The organism is Corynebacterium sp. ACRPH, assembly GCF_022347285.1.
In the GTDB taxonomy this organism is placed as follows: domain Bacteria; phylum Actinomycetota; class Actinomycetes; order Mycobacteriales; family Mycobacteriaceae; genus Corynebacterium.
In genome coordinates, this window is record NZ_JAKRND010000021.1 from 1 (window position 1) to 20,322 (window position 20,322).

Annotated in this window: 16 protein-coding genes; 11 read left to right on the top strand and 5 right to left on the bottom strand. The window is 63.1% G+C overall.

The features are described 5' to 3' along the window. Window positions 1-607: 607 nt before the first annotated feature. From MHX66_RS09545 to serA, 10 genes are all read left to right on the top strand, one after another. A complete protein-coding gene (locus MHX66_RS09545; protein WP_239202560.1) occupies window positions 608-2,470 on the top strand; it encodes an acetolactate synthase large subunit in 1,863 nt (620 codons plus the stop codon). Then, window positions 2,470-2,988: an acetolactate synthase small subunit gene (gene ilvN / locus MHX66_RS09550; RefSeq protein ID WP_005292872.1), complete on the top strand. Its 519-nt coding sequence runs from the start codon at window positions 2,470-2,472 to the stop codon at window positions 2,986-2,988. Before MHX66_RS09545 ends, ilvN begins: the two co-directional genes overlap by 1 nt. 156 nt (window positions 2,989-3,144) lie before the next feature. Continuing rightward, a complete protein-coding gene (gene ilvC, locus MHX66_RS09555; RefSeq protein ID WP_034979133.1) occupies window positions 3,145-4,161 on the top strand; it encodes a ketol-acid reductoisomerase in 1,017 nt (338 codons plus the stop codon). Window positions 4,162-4,446: 285 nt separating this feature from the next. Next, on the top strand, window positions 4,447-5,571 hold the full coding sequence (locus tag MHX66_RS09560) for a cation diffusion facilitator family transporter (RefSeq protein WP_239202562.1): 1,125 nt from the start codon (window positions 4,447-4,449) through the stop codon (window positions 5,569-5,571). Window positions 5,572-5,810: 239 nt separating this feature from the next. Further along, the gene (locus MHX66_RS09565) at window positions 5,811-6,707 is read left to right on the top strand and encodes an ABC transporter substrate-binding protein (RefSeq protein ID WP_239202564.1); all 897 of its coding nucleotides are present in this window, start codon (window positions 5,811-5,813) and stop codon (window positions 6,705-6,707) included. Between the two features lie 126 nt (window positions 6,708-6,833). Then, window positions 6,834-7,742, top strand: coding sequence for an iron ABC transporter permease (locus MHX66_RS09570; protein WP_173362240.1), 909 nt, complete (start codon window positions 6,834-6,836; stop codon window positions 7,740-7,742). Beyond that, entirely contained in the window at window positions 7,742-8,947 is a 1,206-nt protein-coding gene (locus MHX66_RS09575; protein ID WP_239202570.1) for an iron ABC transporter permease, read from the top strand. Before MHX66_RS09570 ends, MHX66_RS09575 begins: the two co-directional genes overlap by 1 nt. Next, on the top strand, window positions 8,944-9,723 hold the full coding sequence (locus tag MHX66_RS09580; protein ID WP_239202572.1) for an ABC transporter ATP-binding protein: 780 nt from the start codon (window positions 8,944-8,946) through the stop codon (window positions 9,721-9,723). Before MHX66_RS09575 ends, MHX66_RS09580 begins: the two co-directional genes overlap by 4 nt. A gap of 105 nt (window positions 9,724-9,828) precedes the next feature. Further along, window positions 9,829-11,052, top strand: a complete 1,224-nt coding sequence (locus MHX66_RS09585) for a GTP-binding protein (protein WP_239202574.1) — start codon at window positions 9,829-9,831, stop codon at window positions 11,050-11,052. A gap of 98 nt (window positions 11,053-11,150) precedes the next feature. Beyond that, on the top strand, window positions 11,151-12,740 hold the full coding sequence (gene serA, locus MHX66_RS09590; RefSeq protein WP_239202586.1) for a phosphoglycerate dehydrogenase: 1,590 nt from the start codon (window positions 11,151-11,153) through the stop codon (window positions 12,738-12,740). 59 nt (window positions 12,741-12,799) lie between these two features. Here the strand turns inward: serA and efeB are convergent, their stop codons facing one another. The 5 genes from efeB to MHX66_RS09615 form a co-directional block, all read right to left on the bottom strand. Further along, the gene (gene efeB / locus MHX66_RS09595) at window positions 12,800-14,185 is read right to left on the bottom strand and encodes an iron uptake transporter deferrochelatase/peroxidase subunit (protein WP_239202594.1); all 1,386 of its coding nucleotides are present in this window, start codon (window positions 14,183-14,185) and stop codon (window positions 12,800-12,802) included. Window positions 14,186-14,288: 103 nt separating this feature from the next. Then, entirely contained in the window at window positions 14,289-15,500 is a 1,212-nt protein-coding gene (gene efeO / locus MHX66_RS09600) for an iron uptake system protein EfeO (RefSeq protein ID WP_239202596.1), read from the bottom strand. Between the two features lie 77 nt (window positions 15,501-15,577). After that, the gene (gene efeU, locus MHX66_RS09605; protein WP_239202597.1) at window positions 15,578-16,432 is read right to left on the bottom strand and encodes an iron uptake transporter permease EfeU; all 855 of its coding nucleotides are present in this window, start codon (window positions 16,430-16,432) and stop codon (window positions 15,578-15,580) included. Between the two features lie 147 nt (window positions 16,433-16,579). Next, the gene (locus tag MHX66_RS09610) at window positions 16,580-18,250 is read right to left on the bottom strand and encodes an ABC transporter permease (RefSeq protein WP_239202598.1); all 1,671 of its coding nucleotides are present in this window, start codon (window positions 18,248-18,250) and stop codon (window positions 16,580-16,582) included. After that, a complete protein-coding gene (locus tag MHX66_RS09615; protein WP_239202599.1) occupies window positions 18,237-19,118 on the bottom strand; it encodes an ABC transporter ATP-binding protein in 882 nt (293 codons plus the stop codon). Before MHX66_RS09615 ends, MHX66_RS09610 begins: the two co-directional genes overlap by 14 nt. A 176-nt stretch (window positions 19,119-19,294) precedes the next feature. Here MHX66_RS09615 and MHX66_RS09620 point away from each other — a divergent pair, with 176 nt between their 5' ends. Further along, a complete protein-coding gene (locus MHX66_RS09620) occupies window positions 19,295-20,308 on the top strand; it encodes a 3-isopropylmalate dehydrogenase (protein ID WP_239202607.1) in 1,014 nt (337 codons plus the stop codon). The last annotated feature ends 14 nt before the right edge of the window (window positions 20,309-20,322 follow it).

The window sequence follows — 20,322 nt, forward strand, 5'->3', positions numbered from 1 at the left end:
GGGTGGGATGAAGTACAGGTCGGGGGCGTTTTGAGCTGTCCAGTAGGTGAGACGGGGGCATCATACTTTGGGAAACGAGTGGTCAACGGCTTGACTACTTTCACGGAAGCCGCTAAATTTAGAGCCATGGAATTCACGCAACTAGTACGAGTACTCATTATCGAGGGGCGCCACTAGCTACCTCGTCGAGCTCGACACGGCGCCCCCGACAACTGACGCAGCAGCGTCGGCAAGTTGGGGGCTTTTGTTGTGTGGAGGACATGCACCTAACCGAACAAGCGATTCCACACCGAAGATTTTCGGCTCTATCGCTTCCTGGTGACGCCAGCTTGCCGAAGTGCGAACGCTGCGGCGTGCGCCGCGTGGCAATGCGTGGCGCTGATGCGCGTGGCACTGCGGGGCACTGCAGAGCTTTGCGTGGCGCTGCGTTGATGCGCAGCGCTGAGGCGCGAGCGCTGCGGCGTGCGACGCGTGGCAATGCGTGGCGCTGATGCGCGTGGCACTGCGCTGCGTTGCGGCGCGTGGCGCGGCGGCGGGCAACTGGGAAGTGAAGGGGCAGAGAATTGAAGGCAGGACGGATTCAAGGACTCAAGGAGCGAAGGAAAACGTGACACACACATCACGCTCGCAACCCAGCCCCGCCACCTTGGCGAACAACCCCCGCGGCAAGCGGCCAGAGCGAATTAACGGCGCGCAAGCCGTAGTCCGCTCCCTAGAAGAGCTAGGCACCGATGTCGTATTCGGCCTGCCCGGAGGTGCTGTGCTGCCGCTCTACGAGGCGCTGTACGACTCCGAGAAGCTGAACCACATCCTCGTCCGCCACGAGCAGGGCGCCGGCCATGCCGCCACCGGCTACGCCCAGGCCACCGGCCGCGTCGGCGTGTGCATCGCAACTTCCGGCCCGGGTGCAACGAACCTGGTAACCCCCATCGCCGACGCCAACATGGACTCGGTGCCCCTGGTCGCTATTACGGGCCAGGTCGGTAAGGGTCTTTTGGGTACTGACGCCTTCCAGGAGGCGGACATTCGCGGCGTGACCATGCCGATCACCAAGCACAACTTCATGGTGACCCGCCCCGAGGACATCCCCGGCGCCATCGCCGAGGCCTTCCACGTGGCCGCAACCGGCCGCCCTGGCGCGGTACTGGTGGACATCCCGAAAGATGTTCAGAACGCAGAGCTGGAGTTCAACTGGCCGCCGAAATACGAGCTGCCCGGCTACCGTCCGGTCACTAGCCCGCACCCGCGCCAGGTGGAGGAAGCCGTGCGCATGATAAGTGCGGCGAAGCGCCCGACGCTGTACGTCGGCGGCGGCGCGATCAAGGCGGAAGCGCACGCAGAACTGCTGGAATTTGCAGAAGCCAACGACATCCCAGTTGTCACCACCCTCATGGCACTGGGCAGCTTCCCGGCCTCCCACCCGCTGTACATGGGCATGCCCGGCATGCACGGAAGTGTCCCGGCGGTCGCGGCTCTGCAGCGCTCCGACCTGCTGATCACCATCGGCGCCCGCTTCGACGACCGCGTTACCGGCCACGTGGATAGCTTCGCCCCGGATGCGAAGGTCATCCACGCCGACATCGACCCGGCGGAGATCGGCAAGATTCGCGAAGCCAACGTGCCGATCGTCGGCGACGCCCGCGAGGTACTGGCCGCACTCCACCAGGCGATGCGGAACCTGGACCTGAAGAAGCCCGCTACCGCCGGCTGGCTGAACTACCTCAATAAGCTGAAGCAGGACTTCCCCCGCGGCTACGACGAGCAGCCCAACGGCAAGCTCGCCCCGCAGTACGTCATCGAGACCCTATCCAAGACCATCGGCCCGGACGCTATCTACGTCGCCGGCGTGGGACAGCACCAGATGTGGGCGGCGCAGTTCGTGGACTACGAAAACCCCCGCACCTGGCTGAACTCCGGTGGCCTCGGCACGATGGGCTACTCCGTGCCCGCCGCCATGGGTGCAAAGGCCGGCAAGCCGGACACTTCCGTCTGGGCTATCGACGGCGACGGCTGCTTCCAGATGACCAACCAGGAGCTCGTCACCTGCGCGGTGGAGAACCTGCCGATCAAGGTCGCGCTCATCAACAACGGAAACCTCGGAATGGTCCGCCAGTGGCAGACGCTGTTCTACGACCAGCGATACTCGCACACCAACCTGAAGCCGGGAGAAACCTACCTGCCGGACTTCCTGATGTTGGCTGAGTCCATGGGCTGCGCGGCGTTCCGCGTCACCAAGCCAGAGGATGTAGAGCCGACCATCCGCAAGGCGGAAGCGATCAACGACCGTCCCGTCGTCATCGACTTCATCGTCGGCGAGGATGCGCAGGTGTGGCCTATGGTCGCCGCCGGCACGTCCAATGAGGAAATCCAGTATGCACGCAACCTGCGGCCGCTGTTCGACGAGGAATCCTCGGCGGCAGAATCGCCCGCGGAGATCCACGAGGTCACCCAGGAAGGTGAAGAAGACTAATGAGCACGAACAAGGTACAGGTCCACACCCTGTCCGTCCTGTGTGAGGACGTCGACGGCATCATCTCGCGAATCTCCGGCATGTTCACCCGCCGCGCGTTCAGCATCATCTCGATCAGCTCTGGCCGCACGGAGGTTGAGGGCATCAACCGCATCACCATCATCGTCGAGGGCGAGGATCACGTGGTGGAGCAGATCACCAAGCAGCTGAACAAGCTGATCCCCGTTATTAAGGTCACGCGCCACGATCCGGAGTCAATCGTCTCCCGCGGCCTGATGATGGTGAAGGTTTCTGCTGACAACTCGAACCGCACGCAGGTGGTGGAGTCCGCGAAGCTGTTCCGCGCGCACGTCGTGGATGTTGGGCCGGAGTCGGTGATCATCGAGTGCACCGGCACGCCGTCGAAGCTGCAGGCTCTGCTGGACGTTTTGGAGCCGTTCGGGATTCGCGAGCTTGTCGAGGCGTCGCCGACTGCGATCAGTCGCGGTCCTCGCGCCATGTATCCGGCGAATCTCTAGGTTCTTTGGTGACGCCTTCAGCTTGCAGCCGGGTGGGCGTCACTACCTACGAAAGAGGGCAACAGCCCGCAACAGTCCACTATGTGGACGCCAAAATCTCACCAAATGAAATAAAGTTTGCTATAAAGGTAGACAGTCAACGAAAGGAAGCTCCCCATGGCAATTGATGTTTTTTACGACGACGACGCTGATCTGTCGATCATCCAGGGTCGCAAGGTAGCCATCATCGGCTACGGCTCCCAGGGTCACGCACATGCCCAGAACCTGCGCGAGTCTGGCGTGGAGGTCGTTATCGGCCTGCGTGAGGGCTCCAAGTCCCGCGCCAAGGCTGAGGAAGCCGGCTTTACCGTGAAGACCAACGCAGAGGCTGCGGAGTGGGCAGACGTGATCATGCTGCTGGCTCCGGACACCTCCCAGGCGAAGATCTTCACCGAGGACATCGAGCCGAACTTGAACGACGGCGACGCACTGTTCTTCGGCCACGGCCTGAACATCCACTTCAAGCTGATCGAGCCGGCCGACAACATCATCATCGGCATGGTTGCCCCGAAGGGTCCGGGCCACCTGGTTCGCCGCCAGTTCGTCGACGGCAAGGGCGTTCCGTGCCTGATCGCCGTTGAGCAGGACCCGAAGAACAACGGCCGCGACCTGGCTCTGTCCTATGCAGCCGCCATCGGTGGTGCGCGCGCCGGAGTGATCCCGACGACCTTCGAGGCGGAGACCGTTACCGACCTGTTCGGCGAGCAGGCCGTTCTGTGCGGCGGCACCGAAGAACTGATCAAGACCGGTTTCGAAGTTCTGGTCGAGGCTGGCTACGAGCCGGAGATGGCCTACTTCGAGTGCCTGCACGAGATGAAGCTGATCGTGGACCTGATGTTCGAGGGTGGCATTGCCAACATGAACTACTCCGTGTCTGACACGGCTGAGTTCGGTGGCTACCTGTCCGGCCCGCGCGTCATCGACGCGGACACCAAGAAGCGCATGAAGGACATTCTGACCGACATTCAGGACGGCACCTTCACCAAGCGCCTGGTTGCCAACGTTGAGGGTGGCAACAAGGAGCTGGAGGAGCTGCGCGCTTCCTACAACGATCACCAGATCGAGAAGACCGGCGCCAAGCTGCGCGACCTGATGAGCTGGGTCAAGGTCGACGCTCGCGCCGAGACCGCCTAAAGCGGCCTGGTCACAACGGCCTGGCCGAAACTGCCCGACCGAAACTGCTCGGCCGAAACTGCTCGGCCGAAACTGCTCGGCCGAAACTGCTCGGCTGAAGCGGCCTGCTTAAAGCGGTCTGGCTGAATAACTGAATGCTTTAGATTTCCAAGTTTATGGATTCTGAATTTGGAATCTGTTTAGCGGGGAGCCCATGTTCCGGCCGCCAATGGCGAGCCGTTCTGGTCCCCCGTCTTTGTTTTCAGTAAGTTGCCAATAAGGGATGTGGCTGCCTAAAGTGAGGGTATGAACGACCCCGCAAGCGTAGCTCAGCAACAACCACAGGACCGTGGTGGTGCCGACGTGCGCCGCCACGGTTCTGCGCGTTCCAGCGAGTCCGCGCCTGCGGCTGGCGGCGCGCCCGCGTCGACCGCTGGCAGCGCGCCCGCGCCCGCCGGCGTATCTGAGGGGGGCCATGCACATTCGCACGAATCCGGCCATGCACAGTCCCACGACTCTGGCCACGGGCATTCGCACGGGCATTCGCACTCCCACGCGCCGACGGATGCTCCGCTGCGCGCGCTGCTCATTGTGCTTGGCGTCACTGGCACAGTCTTCTTTGCAGAGGTGATCGGCGGTCTGATCACCGGCTCCGTCGCATTGCTGGCCGATGCGATGCACATGCTTTCGGACGCCGCCGGCCTAATCATCGCAGTCGTTGCCATTTTGATCGGTCGCAGGGCCGCAACCGCACAGGCGACCTTCGGCTATCGCCGGGTGGAGGTGCTCGCCGCGCTTGTTAATGCTGTCACTGTGCTGGGAATTTCGGCATGGATAGTGGTCGAGGCGTTCCAGCGCCTCAGCGAGCCGGTGGAGATCATGGCCGGTCCGATGATGATCGTCGCGGTGATCGGCCTGCTAGCCAACATCATTTCCGCGTGGATCCTTAATCGCCAGCGGGAGCATTCGGTCAATGTCCAGGGCGCATTCCTGCACGTGCTGGCGGATATGTTGGGTTCCGTCGCGGTGCTAGTGGCGGGTGGCGTGATCATTCTGACCGGCTGGCAGTATGCGGATGTTATCGCCTCGCTGGTGATTGCCGCACTGGTGTTGCCGCGCGCCTGGCAGCTGATGATGCAGGCCTTGCGCATTCTGCTCGAGCAGGCGCCTCCGGGCTACCGGCCCGCTGAGGTTGATGCTTTGCTGCGGCAGGTCGACGGCGTGCTGGACGTGCATGATCTCCACCTGTGGTCGCTGGATGGCACGAGCGCGTTGGCTTCCGTGCACTTGGTGGTTCCGGAAGGGCGCGATCCGGCCGCGGTGCTGTGTGCTGCACAGGCCGCGCTGCAGGAGCGGGGGATCGCGCACGCCACCATTCAGGTGGAGCGCGCCAGCCACGCTAACCACGAGGGCTCGCAGAACGTTTGCTAGCGGATAGATAGGCAATGGCCGCGGGCGGTTGGGTAAACAACGACCGCCAACGGCAGGGGTGACAACGACCGCCAACGGCTGGATAAACAACGACCGCCAACGGCTGGGTCGATATCGGCCGGCGCCGGCTGGGTCGATAACGACCGCTAACGGTTGACGAAACTCTTAGCAACCGGAGCCGACCTGAGAGGGTAGGTTCACCTTGCTTAGGGTAACCTAATTCTGATAGCGTCTGGGGAATGATGAACTCTCGAAACTCTCAGCGTCGCTCTCTGCGCCGTACCTTTGCTCTTCTTGTTGCGACGATTCTCGGAGCCACGGCCCTTGTTGCCTGTGGCGCCGGTGACGGTAACAACGGTGGAGGCGGTAAAGACGGCGAGCCAAGGGTGGTCGCGTTGGACTGGCGATATGAGGAAATCCTCGAGGCGCTGGGCGTAAAGCCTGTCGGCATTGTAGAGATCGGCAAGTCCGCCGGGCCGAAGACTCTGGAGGGCAAGCTCGAGGGCATCGAATCGGTTGGACAGGCAAAGCAGCCGAACCTGGAGGTCATTCAGTCTCTTGAGCCCGATCTGATCCTCGCTAGCCCAACGCGGCAGGAATCGATCATGCCGCAGCTGGAGGAAATTGCAGGGACGAAGTCCTACAGCGACTCCAGCTACACCGACGTCCTTGACTCCATGGATGACATCGCAAAGAAGCTGGGCAAGGAAGATAAAGCTAAGGAAGTGCGCAAGCGTATCGAAGACAAGGTCGAAGAGGCAAAGAAGCTCGTCAAGCCGAACACTCGTGCAGCGCTGGTCGGATGGTCGAAGGGCACTCTCTACACCTGGATCAAGGATTCCTTTGCAGGCTCTCTTCTTTCTGACGCCGGCTACGTCTACGGCTACGACGGTTCCCGTACCGCTATCGAGTCCAAGACTGACGTTGCCGAAATGACGGGTGATAAGCTCCCCTCAATGAAGCTGGACCGGATGTACCTGTACAACGACATCGAGGGCTTTAAGTCCAGCCCATATAAGGATGTGGTGAAGGACATCGTGGACGTGGAGCAGGACACCTGGTCCCGTTCTCGTGGCCCGCTGGCCGCAGAGGCAATGCTGGATCAGATCATTGAAACGGAGAACGCTCGTAAGTAGGCGCACCTTCGTGCGTTTACGACCGAAGGAAGTTAAGTGCAACGAGGGCTAAAACCACGCCTTACACAACTAGCGATTCTGCTGGCGCTGGGATTGGCTGTCATTCTTGCGGTATGGGTCTGGCGCATGAGCAGCGTGGAGGTGCCGACTAACGCGCCAGAACTCGCGGGGGAGATGCACTCCGTCATGCGCGACCGGCTCTTGGCAGCGACGGTGATCGGCATGGCTTTGGGCGCGGCAGGCGTGCTGCTTCGCACGGCTACAGGCAACCCGCTGGCGGATCCGGAAATCACCGGCGTGAATTCCGGTGCGGCTTTCGGCGCTGTGCTGTGCACGACGATCACGGGATCTGTGTCGGGCGCAGCTGTGTTGCCGGGGGCGTTGTGTGGTGCAGCGCTTGGAGCTGCGATCACGGTAGGTATCGGGATGCGTGTGACGGTGGGGGATCCGACTGGTGCTCAGTCGGTGCAGCGGATGATTTTGCTCGGCATAGCCGTTTCTGCATTGTTCTCGGCGTGTACCGCGATCATTTTGGTCATCGATGAGGCTCAGCTTTCGACCGTGCTGTCGTGGCTTTCGGGCCGCTTGGGTGGGGTTCGTTTCCCGGATGTAGTGCCCTGCATTATTGCTGTGGCGGTGGTTCTGCCGTTTACTATTGCTGCTGGTCGGGGGCTGGATACGCTTTTTGCTGGTGACGCCCTCTCGTCTTCCGTCGGCGCGAACCCCCACCGTCTGCGCATTTTGGCAGTGGTGGGCGCAGTGCTGTTGATCGCGCCGGCAGTTGCGGCTGCTGGACCCATTGGTTTCCTTGGCTTGATGGCGGCGGTCGTCTCGTATCGGGTGGCAGGCCCGCGTCACCGATTGAGCTTAGTGATCGCCCCAGTGGTGGGCGCGGTGGTTCTGCTGGTGGCGGATTCCGTTGCGCAGGCTCTGTGGGCGCCGGCGGAGACTCCAGTGGGCGTGGTTACTGCCATTGCAGGCGTGCCTTTGCTGCTGTGGGGTATTAATCGGCTGCGACCAGGAGGTGGGCGCTGATGAACCGCAGGCTGAATCGCAAACGAATCCTCCGGAGGGGCGTTTCCCAGCCGGGAACTGCAGCGCCGAGGCGTGACACTGCAGCGCTGCAGAATGACACTGCGGCGCCGCAGGGTGATACTGCGGCGCCGCGGGAAGTTGCTATAGCGCCGCGGCGTACTAATGCCGGCGCGCCCCGCGTTATAGCCGTGTATGCAGCGCTGCTGGCTTTGCTGGCGTTCGCGATCGTCCTGGGATTAAGCGTCGGCGCCGTCATGAAGCCCCCGGCAGAGACGATCCACGACCTCTTCACCGGTGGGAAACTCATATGGCGCTACCGGATGCCCCGTGTGCTCGTGGGAATCCTCGCTGGTGCAGCGATGGCGGTCTCCGGCGCGTTGCTGCAGCTAGCCCTGCGTAATCCGCTGGCAGCTCCGGACACTGTGGGTGTCACCGCAGGAGGGGGCTTGGCTGCCGTGGCAGCTCTGTTGAGTGTCGGTTCCTTGCCGGCACAGGCACTGACTCCCGTGGCTTTTATCGGTGCACTGGTGGGTGCAGGCCTGGTGCTGGTGCTCGCGGGCCGAGGAGCAACGGATCCGGTGCGGCTTACCCTCACTGGCGTAGCGGTCTCTGTGGGTCTGGGCGCGCTGACTCAACTGTTGTTGGTCAAGGCTGCTCCGGAAGCGGGCGCGGCGATGACCTGGCTTAAGGGGTCGCTTTACGCCCGCACTCTCGCGGATGCGCAAGTAGTGGGGCCAGTGGTGTTGGTAGTCATCGTGGTAGCCATCGTGCTCTCGAGGCACCTGGACATGCTGAACCTGGACTCTTCTGCCATGGCGGGAGTAGGTGTCAGTGAGCGAACGTGGCGCACCGTGGCGGTGCTGTTCGCGATCCTGTTGGGAGCTGCCGCTGTGGCTGCGGCGGGGGTGTTGGGATTCGCAGGACTAATCGTGCCGCATGCTGCTCGACTGCTAGTTGGCGGTGCTGCCAGGCGAGTGGTGCCAGTGTCTGCGCTGGCTGGCGCGGGGTTGGTCGTTTTTTGTGACGCCCTTGGCCGCTGGGCATTTGCACCCACCGAAATCCCTGTGGGTGCGTTGATTTCCGTTGTCGGCGCCCCGTACTTCATTTATCTTCTGCTGCGGATGTCCCGCACCCCAGCGGGTGTATCTCGTAGTCCAGCGGAGGCCCGCGCAATACCCACGACAGTTGAAAGGAGTTCCCGATGAGCACACCTGCCTTGCACGCCGAGGCCATCACGGTGAGCTACGGCGGCCCAGATGTCCTGCGAGACGTTTCCCTCCAGGTTCCGGAGGGGAAGGTTACAGCCCTTATAGGTCCGAATGGCTGCGGAAAATCTACGCTGTTGCGAGCGTTGGGGCGTCAACAACCAATCTCGAAGGGGCGGGTCTACCTAGGCGATCGCACGATCCACGAGATGAGCGCGCGCGAGTTTGCCCGACACGTTTCCTTCTTGCCGCAACAGCCAGTTACTCCCGAGGGGGTGAGTGTGCGGGAAGTTATCGCGTACGGCCGGTACCCGTATACCGGTGCGTTTGCGTCGTTAAAAGCGGAAGACCACCGCACGGTGGAGGAGGCAGCTGAGCGCGCCGGGGTGACCTCCCTGCTGGACGTTCCAGCGACGGACTTGTCCGGCGGTCAACGTCAGCGTGTGTGGGTGGCGATGACTGTGGCTCAGCAGACCCCGGTGCTGCTCCTTGACGAGCCAACGACGTACCTCGACCCCGCGCACCAGATCGCGATTCTGGATTTGGTGCGAGATCTCAATTCCGCAGGTCGAACTGTGGTGATGGTCGTGCACGATATGACGCACGCGGCTCGTTTCGCCGATTTCATCGTCGCTATGCGTGACGGTCAGGTGCTGGCGGCGGGGGAGACAGAGGAAGTTATGTCTGCGCAGCTCGTGGAGCAGCTTTTTGGAATCTCCTGCCTGGAGGCGCGGGACCCCGAAACGGGCCGTGTCTTGCCGATTCCGTATCGCTAAGGGCTCGCTAGAGGCTCTAGAAGCAAGTCCGCTAGAGATACTTTGAAGCGCCACCCTCAAGCCGCTAATGAAAACCACTTGCAATAACGTGTAGGGTGGCGGGCTATGAGACATACACATAGCCATTCATCCGGCCGCACACCCGCGCCCGTCACGGTGCTGTCCGGTTTCCTCGGCTCGGGCAAGACAACCCTGCTCAACGACCTGCTTGCCAACCGAGGTGGCCGTCGCATCGCGGTGATCGTCAACGACTTCTCGGAAATCAACATCGACGCCGCCCTCATCGCCGGGGAAGGCCACCTCACGCGCGGCGAAGACCGCTTCGTCGAGCTCACCAACGGCTGCATCTGCTGCACATTGCGCGAGGATCTGGTGGAATCCGTTGGCACGCTCGCACGCAGTGGCGACTTCGACCACATTGTCATCGAATCCACCGGCATCTCCGAGCCCATGCCCGTCGCCGCAACCTTCGAATGGCGTTGGGAGGACGGCACTCGCCTCGCGGACGTTGCGCCGATCGACACTATGGTCACTCTTGTTGACGCCGCCCAGTTCCTGCCGCAAATAGGGCAGAAGAAGCTGCTTACAGAAGCGGACTTGCAGGCGACTGCGGACGACGAACGCACCATCGCGGATCTGCTGGTCGATCAGGTGGAATTCGCGGACGTCATCTACGTCACCAAGGCGGACCTTGTCAGCGAGCAGCGCTACCGCGCGACGGTAGCGCTGCTGCGCCGAATGAACCCGCGGGCGCGCATCGAGAAACTTCTCCACGGCCGCATAGTCACCGACCTGTCCGGAGGTTCGGCAAGCGGTGCGGCGAGTAATGCAGCGCGCAACGCAGCGACTAACGCATGTGAGCCTGGCAATGTTGAAGCTCCTGGTGTTGCGAGCGCAGGGCGGTCGGCGGTAGATGACATTCTCGGCGCGCACCTCTACGACGAGGCGACGGCCCGCGCCTACGAGGGCTACCTCGACGAGCTGGAGAACCCGCACACCCCAGAGACGGAAGAGTACGGCATCAGCTCCGTTGTCTTCCGCGGGGACCGCCCCTTCGACAGGGAGAGGCTGATTAAGGCGCTGCGCTCCACAACTGGGTTGGTGCGTTCCAAGGGATACTGCTGGATCGCCGACCGTCCGGAGCTCGCTCAGGTGTGGCACCAGGCTGGTCCTGACCTGCGGATACAACCGGCCGGCGGGTGGCGCCAGGTGGGGCTAACTCCCTCGAGTGAGGTGGTACTGATTGGCGTCAATTTCGATGCAGACAGAGCGGTACAGCAATTCTCTAATGCAATGCTGAGTGACACAGAGGTAAGAGCTATGCTGTAAGGGTCGCACGTCACATTTGGATGGCGTGGTCCCTTCCCGCGTCGGCGCGGTCGTTTCGGCGTGGGCGAGGCAATGTCGCACTTTAGGGAGAAACATTCGTGAGTAACACCCGTCCGGTAGTCCTCATCGCCGACAAGCTGTCCCAGTCCACCGTCGATGCCCTCGGCGATTCCGTCGAGGTTCGCTGGGTCGACGGCCCGAACCGCCCCGAACTGCTGAAGGCAGTCGCAGACGCGGACGCGCTGCTGGTCCGCTCTGCAACCACCGTCGACGCCGAGGTGCTCGAGGCAGCACCGAAGCTGCAGATCGTCGGTCGCGCTGGCGTGGGCCTGGACAACGTTGACATCGACACCGCCACCTCCCGCGGCGTGATGGTCGCCAACGCTCCGACCTCCAACATCCACTCCGCTTGCGAGCACGCAATCAGCCTGCTGCTGTCCACCGCCCGCCAGATCCCCGCCGCCGACAAGACCCTGCGCGACGGCGAGTGGAAGCGTTCCTCCTTCAAGGGCGTGGAGATCCTGGGCAAGACCGTCGGCATCGTCGGCTTCGGCCACATCGGCCAGCTGTTTGCACAGCGCCTGGCCGCTTTCGAGACGGACATCATCGCTTACGACCCGTACGCCAATCCCGCTCGCGCCGCACAGCTGGGCGTGGAGCTGGTGGAGCTGGAAGAGCTGATGGGCCGCTCCGATTTCGTGACCATCCACCTGCCGAAGACTAAGGAAACCGCGGGCATGTTCGACGCGGATCTGCTGGCAAAGTCCAAGAAGGGGCAGATCATCATCAACGCCGCCCGCGGCGGCCTGGTGGACGAGGCGGCCCTGGCGGAGGCCATCAAGTCCGGCCACATCCGCGGCGCCGGCTTCGACGTGTACGCCTCCGAGCCGTGCACCGACTCCCCACTGTTCGAGCTGGAAGAGGTCGTCGTTACCCCGCACCTGGGCGCTTCCACCGTGGAGGCACAGGACCGTGCGGGCACCGATGTTGCCGCATCCGTTCTGAAGGCCCTGGCCGGCGACTTCGTCCCGGACGCCGTGAACGTCTCCGGCGGCAAGGTTTCCGAGGAAGTTGCCCTGTGGCTGAACCTGGCCACCAACCTGGGCCGCGTTGCCTCCGAGCTGCTGAACAGCGCTCCGAACACCGTGACCGTCACCGCTCGTGGCGAGTTGTCTACCGAGTCCGTCGACGCGCTGGGTCTGGCTGGCCTGCGTGGTGTGTTCTCCGGCGTGATCGACGAGCAGGTCACCTTTGTCAACGCCCCGCAGATCGCTGAAGAGCGCGGCGTGGAGCTGGACGTACAGACTCAGGACGAGTCCGTCAGCCACCGCTCTATCCTGGAGGTTCAGGTTGTCGCCGCAGACGGCACCACCGCCACCGTCGCCGGTGCGCTGACCGGCTTGGAGCACGTGGAGAAGATCGTCCGTATCAACCACCGCGGCCTGGACCTGCGAGCCACCGGCACGAACCTGTTCCTGGCATACCCGGATCAGCCGGGCGCGCTGGGCAAGGTCGGTACGCTGCTGGGTAACAAGGGCATCAACATCGACGCCGCTGCACTGTCCCCGACGGACGATGAGCAGGCTGCAACTCTGGTTCTGCGCGTGAGTGAGGAACTGGACCAGCAGCTAGTCGAAGAGGTCAAGGCAGAGCTGAACGCCTCCAACGCGTTCGTTCTGAACCTCTAACCCGCGATCCTGGGCTCACCGTCCAGCGGCCGGCGACCCGGGTGCAGGCTCGCCCCCGGCTAGCCGAACAACTGGGCGCCCCAGTCCTCACCTTCGCCGAGCCCCCGCGGGCAGGCGAAGATCGCCGAGGATTCGTAGCGCACGTACTCGTTCATCTTGTCGTTGCGCGAGAGCTTCATCTGAATTGGGATGAAGCTCTTTTTTGCGTCTGCAACATAGGCAATGAAGAACAGCCCCGCCGACAGGTGGCCGAAGTTATCCGACCCCTCCACGAAGTTGTACGCCCGCCGCAGCATGCGCTGCCCGTCGTTGTTGTCGGGGTGTGCAAGGAAGACGTGCGAATCCTCCGGGATCGCGGCCTCGCGCCCGATTGTCAGGTCGAAGGGCACATCGGCGAACTCGTCGTCTGTACCAATCGGCGCACCGTTGTCCTTGTAGCGGGCGAAGGTGTGCTCCTGGTCGGACAGCGACTGCCTATCCCACGTTTCCAGCAGCATGCGGATGCGCCGGGCACACAGGTACGAGCCACCTGCCATCCAGTCCTGCCCGCCGGCTCCGTTGCCGTCGCTGGCCCAGATGTACTTATCCATTTCCTCGGTTTCCTCCGCCACCACGTTGCGGGTGCCGTCCTTGAAACCAAAGAGGTTGCGTGGGGTTTGCTGCTCGCGGGTGGTGGAGCTGGCGCGGCCGTATCCCAGCTGCGACCAGCGCACTTCCACCACGCCGCTGCCGGCGCGCACCAGGTTGCGCACGGCGTGGACGGCCACCTGCGGGTCGTCGGCGCAGGCCTGGATCACGATGTCGCCGTCGCACAGTTTGTCTACCAGCTGGTCGGAGGGGAATTTCGGCATGACCTCGAATCCCTCGGGGCGCCGACCTGCCAGGCCGAAGCGCTTGTCGAAGAGTTTGGGCCCGTAGCCGATCGTTAGCGTGAGGTTGTTCGTGCCGAGGTCGATCGCCTCGCCGGAATCCTCGGGTACCCAGAACTGGGCGGCGTCACTACGTTGGTCTTCGCGCAGCGGCGCGGCGGTTTCGCCGGCCACCATGCGCTCGGCCATGCCGGTCCATTCGGTGAGCATATCGCGCAGGTCGTCGCGGTTGTCGGTGGTTACGTCGAACGCGACGATATGCAGGTGTTCCTGTTGCGCGGTCGCGATGCCGGCTTGGTGCTCGCCCCTAAAAGGTATGACGCCCTCAGCCGCATCTTTCTGCCCGAACGGACCAACGTTGGCCTTGTCGGCGGCGATCGCTCCCGCTCCGGTGGCGAGCACTCCAGCGCCGGCGCCAACTCCCAGCCCGGTGAGGAATCGGCGGCGGGAGATTCCCGTGCCGTTAGCGCCGGCGGCGTTCCTGCCGTTAGCGACGGCGTGGTTGGAAGCGCCAGCGTTGCTAGCGCTAGCAGCGGAGTCGGCGGATTCGCGGGGAGTAGGGGATTCGGCGGACATGGTATGGCTTTCTTCTTGAGACGGGTAATGGCTGGAGATCGGGCGAAAACCGGTGCCCCGGAAATGGGGAGTCCTGAACTGGGGGATCAGGGGACAGCGTGGCTTAGCCGGCGATGATGGTCTGAACCTCGGAGACGGCCTCGGTCAGGTGGTCCAGGGCGCCAGAGAGCTTCTTGCGCTCGGATTCGCTCACCGTGTCGTAGAGCACGAACCCGTCGCCCTTGCGGTAGCCGTTCAGAAGCTCCTGAACCTCATCGAAGCGCTTGTTGATCTCGTCCAGCTTGCCGGGCTTGCGCTGCTCCAGCGGGGTTTCCAGCGCGGCGATGGCGGCCTTGGAGCCTTCCAAGTTGGCCTGGAAGTCCCACAGGTCGGTCTTGGAGAAGATGTCCTCTTCGCCAGTGATCTTCGAGGTGGCGATCTCGTCCAGCAGGCCCAGAGCGCCCGTGGCGATCTGTACCGGGGTGACGTCGAAGTCCTTGGATTCCACGCCCTCGACGAGCTCGTCGACGTCCTTGGAGAGCTGATCGGCCAGCTTCTTGGTGTTGTCCGTGATCTTCTTGTTCTTCCACAGATCTTTTTCGATGGCGTGGAAGCCGGTCCATTCGTCTCCGTCGGCGATATCGGCCTCGCGCAGGTCGATGCGCGGGTCGAGGTCATTCGGGAAGGATTCTGCGACTGGCTCGATGCGCTCGTAAGGGGTGCGGACCTGCGCGAAGAGCTCCTTGGCCTTTTCCATGTCGTCGGCCTTGATTGCATTGACGAACTCAGCGGTCCGGGATTTCAGGTTCTTCGTCTGCGAGCGGACGTAGGAAACGTAGTTATCCACGGCCTCCTGCAGCGCTTCGTCGCCCTCGGCGGCGGAGACCGCGTCGCCGGTGACGTTGATGTCGGTGCCAATGCCTGCGCCGACCATTCCGGGCTTGCACAGTCCCTGGTACTTGCCGGGCTCGCGGAGCTCGACCACCAGCTTGCGGGTCGCGCCCGGTCCGATGTTCTCAACTTCGCCTTCCACGCGGCCGCCATCGGTGAGGACGTAGAACTCGTTGATCTTGGAGCCATTGTTGGTAACCGTGAACGTATTAGAGCCTGTGGACAGGTCGGCGCTGGACAGGGTGCAGGCGTCGTCGGTTTGCGTGACCTCGATGGTGTTGGATGCATCCTTGTCGGCGCAGGCGCTCAGAGTCGCTGGGAAGAGGACCAGCGGTAGTGCCAGCGCAGCGGCGGAGCGAACGGGGCGCGCAGAGCGCACGGTGCGGGAAGTGCCGGTGGAACGGGAGTTGTGGGTGGAACGGGAGGTACGGGTGGTGCGGATCATGATGGGGATGAGTCTTTCTTTTGTAGTTGAAACGCGAGCTAAGCGCGCTAAGGCAGGAAGTTGGAGGGATGGGGGATTTAGGCGTTGGCTGGGGTGGTCGGGGCGGAAGAGTGGGCGTCAGAACCCTTAGAAGTAGACGGCACCTTCTTCGACAGGCGTAGGAACAGCCACATCGCGACAACCAGGTAAACAGCCCAACCGATGAACGCCAGGACGGTTGGCGCGGGCACGATGTTGAACATGCCCTCCAGCAGAGCGGCGTACCAGGTGCCCGGCGTGAGTACCCCCGAGATGTCGAAGAGGATCGAGTTGAGCCCCGGCAGCACGTTGGCCTCCTGCAGGTCGGTGATGCCGTAGCGCAGGATGCCAGCGGCGACGACCACCAACAGGATGCCAACGACCTGGAAGAACACCTGCAGGTTGATGGTGATGGCGCCGCGGTACATCAGTACACCCAGCAGCACGGCGATCGCTACGCCGATACCCAGGCCGATGAATGGGGTGGCGTTGTCGCTGGTAAAGGAGTCGAAGACCAGCAGGATCGTCTCGATTCCCTCGCGACCGACGGCCAGCAGCGCCACCGCGAACACTGCTTTGGGGCCGATGGCGGCGTCGAGCTTGCCTTTCAGCTCGTCGGCCATGTTCTTGCCGGTGGAGGACATCCACAGCAGCATCCAGGTAATCATGGCTACGGTGACCAGGCTGGCGATGCCGCCGATGAGTTCCTGGCCCTGGGTGGTGAGCGTCTTCGTTCCGAACTGCAGGACGAGGAAGCTGATGACGGTGATGGCCAGCGCGGCGGCGACTCCGCCCCACAGCCAGGGGCGTTCGTGGGAGCGGCCGGTCTTCTTTAGATAGGCGGCCAGGATGATGACGATCATCGTGGCTTCGAGGCCTTCTCGAAGTCCGATGAGCAGGTTGGCGTAGAGCATGGGCAACCTCAAGAGGAGGGGCGAGTTCAGGTTAGTCTCGCCTTAGTGATTGGGACCGCTTTAGCATAATCCCCTAGGTGAGGTTTGCCTAATCTTTTGGTGGGTTGAGTGAAAACTAGCCCCGTAGAGCGCCCCCATGCCGCGCTGCTACAGGTACTGCTGCACCTTCTGCGCGATGTCCGGCCACTCGAGGTCGAGCCTGCGGGAGGCGCGGCGGTTCATGATCCAGGCGGCGCCGACAACGATCACCCAGTGCAGCAGCACGCCCAGCCAGCTGAGCAGGGGAATGTCGGCAATGCTGTTGCCTGCTCCGTCGGCCATGGCCAGCGGGGTCAGTGCCAGCAGACCGCCCGGCAGGAAAGAGATGGTGAGGATCAGCATCGTCACCAGCGCGGAGACTATGGCGTTGCTGCCACCGTTGCGCTGCTTGAAAGAGTTGGTGCCCGGCGCGGTGGTTTGAGCGGGGAAGCGTGTGGCGCTGAAGTTCGCCATCGCGGAGGCGAGGAGGATGCAGCCCAGGGTCAAAAGGCTAACCAGCAGCCAGGTGGCGCTAAAGTCGTCGATTGCTCCGGCGGCGATGCAGACGATCAGCCAGATCGGCACCAGTACTGTCGCTGTGGAGAGGCTGCGGCTGGCGACGATCTGCTTGCCGCGCACTCCGGCGACCATGTGCACCCAGTTGGATGGGCCGTCCATGCCCAGGGAGTTGCCCGCGACCTGCTGGGGACCAAGGGATACGAAGAACAGGGCGAACCACAGCATCCAGCGGTTGGCTTCGTTGAGCATTCCCATCAGCAGGTATAGCCCGCAGAGGACGACTACGATCATCAGGCTCATCATGAAGCGGTTGTCGCGGCGCCAGTAGCGGATCTCTCGGGAGTAGAGGGCGCCAACGGGGGAGCCGGGGACGCGCGGCAGCAGCAGGCTATCGCCCTTCGCAGCACGGGCGGCGTGCTGAGTCGGCAGTGGGTTGTTGAGGTCGTGCTTGACGGCCACGCGCATTATGTAAGCCACTGCGAGGATCGCCACGAGGCAGATCGCGCCCTTGGCGAGGCCGGTGCCGAGGTCGGTTCCGAAGGTGGTTCCGGTACTGCCATTATTGACGCCACCGCCTCCGATATTGGCCAAGTCAGCAGCTGCTCCGGCCGCGGCGGCGAAGGGCGTCCAGGACAGGATGTCGGCGCTGGTCTTGATGGCCGCGGTGGGATCGGTTCCGTCGGTGAGCAACTGCGGCAAGAGGTACAGAGCCAGGAAGCCGAAGGTGACGACAATTCCGGCGACGTTGCCCCACAGTTCGCTGAACTTGGTGGCAATGCTGCTGAGCGCGGCGGCGAGCGCTTCGCCTGCCAGCAGGGTGATCACCAGCTGGAGTACGCACGCCAGCACCCACAGTGCGCCCGCGCCCGCGGAGGCTACCTCCGCGAACGCGAGGTATCCGAGGGCGGCCATGATGATGGTGTTCACCAGCGAGATCGCCGCCCGCGAGTTGATGAACATCGCCGTGACCATGCCCGGCAGAATATCGCGGTCGGTCAGCGGCAGGGAGCTGAACATGCGCGGGTCCAGCATCCGTTCCTCGCTGGGGAAGATGGCCGATAGTGCCAGGTAGAGCACGCTGCCGAGCCCCATGGTCAGCACGAACATCGCTGGATCCCCGTCGGAGATCAGGGTGTTGTAGCTGCCGAACGCCAGGCCTACACAGCCCATGATCGCGAAGATGGTGACGACCACGGACGAGATGATCATCTGCAGGTTGCCGACGAACGCGTGCGCCCACAGCTTGCAGTGGAGTGTGAGGAGAGTTTTAGTCTTCGACACCGGCCTGCCCCTCATGACGCACGCTCGGCTGCTCGCCGCCGCGGAGCCAGCCGAAGGATCCCGTATCCAGCTGCTTGCCGCCTACGGCCTCGACGAAGCGCTCGGAAAGCGACTTGCCCGCGCGCACCTGTTCTGTGGTTCCAGCGGTGACGACGGTGCCCTGGTTAATGATCGCCACGTGGTCACAGAGACCCTCGACCAGCTCCATCACGTGCGAGCTTAGGATCACGGTGCCGCCGGCTGCCACGTAGCGTCGCAGGATCGTACGGATCACCTCGCCAGATACCGGATCCACGGCCTCGAAGGGTTCGTCCAGGATCAAAACCTCGGGGCTGTGTAGCAGGGCGCCGGCCAGGAGGATCTTCTTCTTCATGCCCGCGGAGTAGTCGGCGATGTACTTCTTGCCGGCATCCGCCAGGTCGAGTGCCCGCAGCAGGTCTGCGATGCGCTGCTGTAGTTCCTCACCGGGGATGTCGCGCAGGTAGCCCAGGTATTCCAGATACTCCTTGCCGCTGAGGCGTTCGAACACGGGGAGGCCGTCGACCAGCAGCCCGTAGCTGCGCTTGGCTGCCAGCACTTCCTCTTCCGCCCGGGTGCCTTCGGCGGGGTCTGCCCACAGTGGGTGGCCGGCGACCCAGGAGTTGCCACTATCGGGTCGAATGATGCCCGTTGCTGCGAGGATGGCGGTGGTCTTGCCCGCTCCGTTGGGTCCGACGATGCCGTAGAAGCTGCCCTTCGGCACGGTCAGGTTGAGGTTGTTCACCGCGACTTTGTCGGCGAATGTCTTCACTAGGTTGCGGATGACCAGCGCTGCGTCGCCGACCTCTGCGTTGGGGGATAAGTGTGAGGGAAATTGCTCATAGGTCATGCGCGCCACTTTATCAATGGGGTGTCGCGTGGCTTCCTCTGTTTTGGGTCTGACGCCCACTCGGTCTCTGTGAACCGAGGCATCATCGTGTGCCTTTTATGTCGGTTCGTGGGTGGTGTCCGGGTGGCATGCTATTGTTCTAAGTGACCAACTAGTGAGACAAAGGAGTTCATACAGTGAAACTCGCAGTGATTGCCGGCGATGGCGTCGGCACCGAAGTATCCGCCGAGGCTCTGAAGGTTCTGCACGCTCTGCGTGATGACGTGGAGACCACCGATTACGACCTCGGCGCTCGCCGCTACCTGCGCAATGGTGAACTCCTGACCGACGAGGACCTGGACTCCCTGCGCGAGCACGACGCTATCCTGCTGGGCGCCATCGGCGACCCCCGAACCGTGCCCGCCGGCGTGCTGGAGCGCGGCCTGCTGCTGCCGCTGCGCTTCAAACTGGACCACGCGGTGAACCTCCGCCCGTCGAAGCTGTACCCGGGCTCCTCCAGCCCGCTGGCCAACCCGGGCGACATTGACTTCGTCGTCGTGCGAGAGGGGACCGAGGGGCTCTACTGCGGCAACGGCGGCACACTACGTGCGGGCACTGACCACGAGGTGGCGTCCGAAGTATCCCAAAACACCTACTACGGCGTGGAGCGCGTGGTGCGCGATGCGTTCGAGCGTGCGCAGAGCAGGCGTAAGAAGCTGACCTGGGTACACAAGACGAACGTGTTGGTGAACGCCGGCTCCCTGTGGCAGCGCGCCATCGAGACCGTGGGGCAGGAGTACCCCGAGGTGCAGGTCGATTACAACCACATCGACGCAGCGACGATCTACATGGTCACCAAGCCGCAGGAGTACGACGTGATCGTCACGGATAACCTGTTCGGCGACATCCTGACCGACCTGGCGGGTGCTGTCACCGGCGGTATCGGCCTGGCGGCTTCCGGCAACATTGATCCCTCGCGGAAGAACCCCTCCATGTTCGAGCCGGTGCACGGCTCCGCGCCGGACATCGCGGGCCAGGGTATTGCCGACCCGTGCGCGGCGATCCTGTCGGTGGCTCTGATGCTGCGCCACCTGGGTGACGATGCCAACGCTGAACGCATCGAGGCCGCCGTGCTGGCCGAGGCCGGCTCGCGCGACGGCGGCCCGGTGAAAACTGCGGAGGTCGGCGACCGCGTGGTCGCGAACCTCTAGTAAGCCGCTGAGCG

Coding starts and splice junctions, on each gene's coding strand:
- ilvN (WP_005292872.1), top strand. CDS start 2,470: ATGAGCACGAACAAGGTACAGGTCCACACCCTGTCCGTCCTGTGTGAG.
- MHX66_RS09560 (WP_239202562.1), top strand. CDS start 4,447: ATGAACGACCCCGCAAGCGTAGCTCAGCAACAACCACAGGACCGTGGT.
- efeU (WP_239202597.1), bottom strand. CDS start 16,432: ATGCTCTACGCCAACCTGCTCATCGGACTTCGAGAAGGCCTCGAAGCC.
- MHX66_RS09615 (WP_239202599.1), bottom strand. CDS start 19,118: ATGACCTATGAGCAATTTCCCTCACACTTATCCCCCAACGCAGAGGTC.
- MHX66_RS09580 (WP_239202572.1), top strand. CDS start 8,944: ATGAGCACACCTGCCTTGCACGCCGAGGCCATCACGGTGAGCTACGGC.
- MHX66_RS09585 (WP_239202574.1), top strand. CDS start 9,829: ATGAGACATACACATAGCCATTCATCCGGCCGCACACCCGCGCCCGTC.
- ilvC (WP_034979133.1), top strand. CDS start 3,145: ATGGCAATTGATGTTTTTTACGACGACGACGCTGATCTGTCGATCATC.
- MHX66_RS09565 (WP_239202564.1), top strand. CDS start 5,811: ATGATGAACTCTCGAAACTCTCAGCGTCGCTCTCTGCGCCGTACCTTT.
- efeO (WP_239202596.1), bottom strand. CDS start 15,500: ATGATCCGCACCACCCGTACCTCCCGTTCCACCCACAACTCCCGTTCC.
- efeB (WP_239202594.1), bottom strand. CDS start 14,185: ATGTCCGCCGAATCCCCTACTCCCCGCGAATCCGCCGACTCCGCTGCT.
- MHX66_RS09575 (WP_239202570.1), top strand. CDS start 7,742: ATGAACCGCAGGCTGAATCGCAAACGAATCCTCCGGAGGGGCGTTTCC.
- MHX66_RS09570 (WP_173362240.1), top strand. CDS start 6,834: ATGAGCAGCGTGGAGGTGCCGACTAACGCGCCAGAACTCGCGGGGGAG.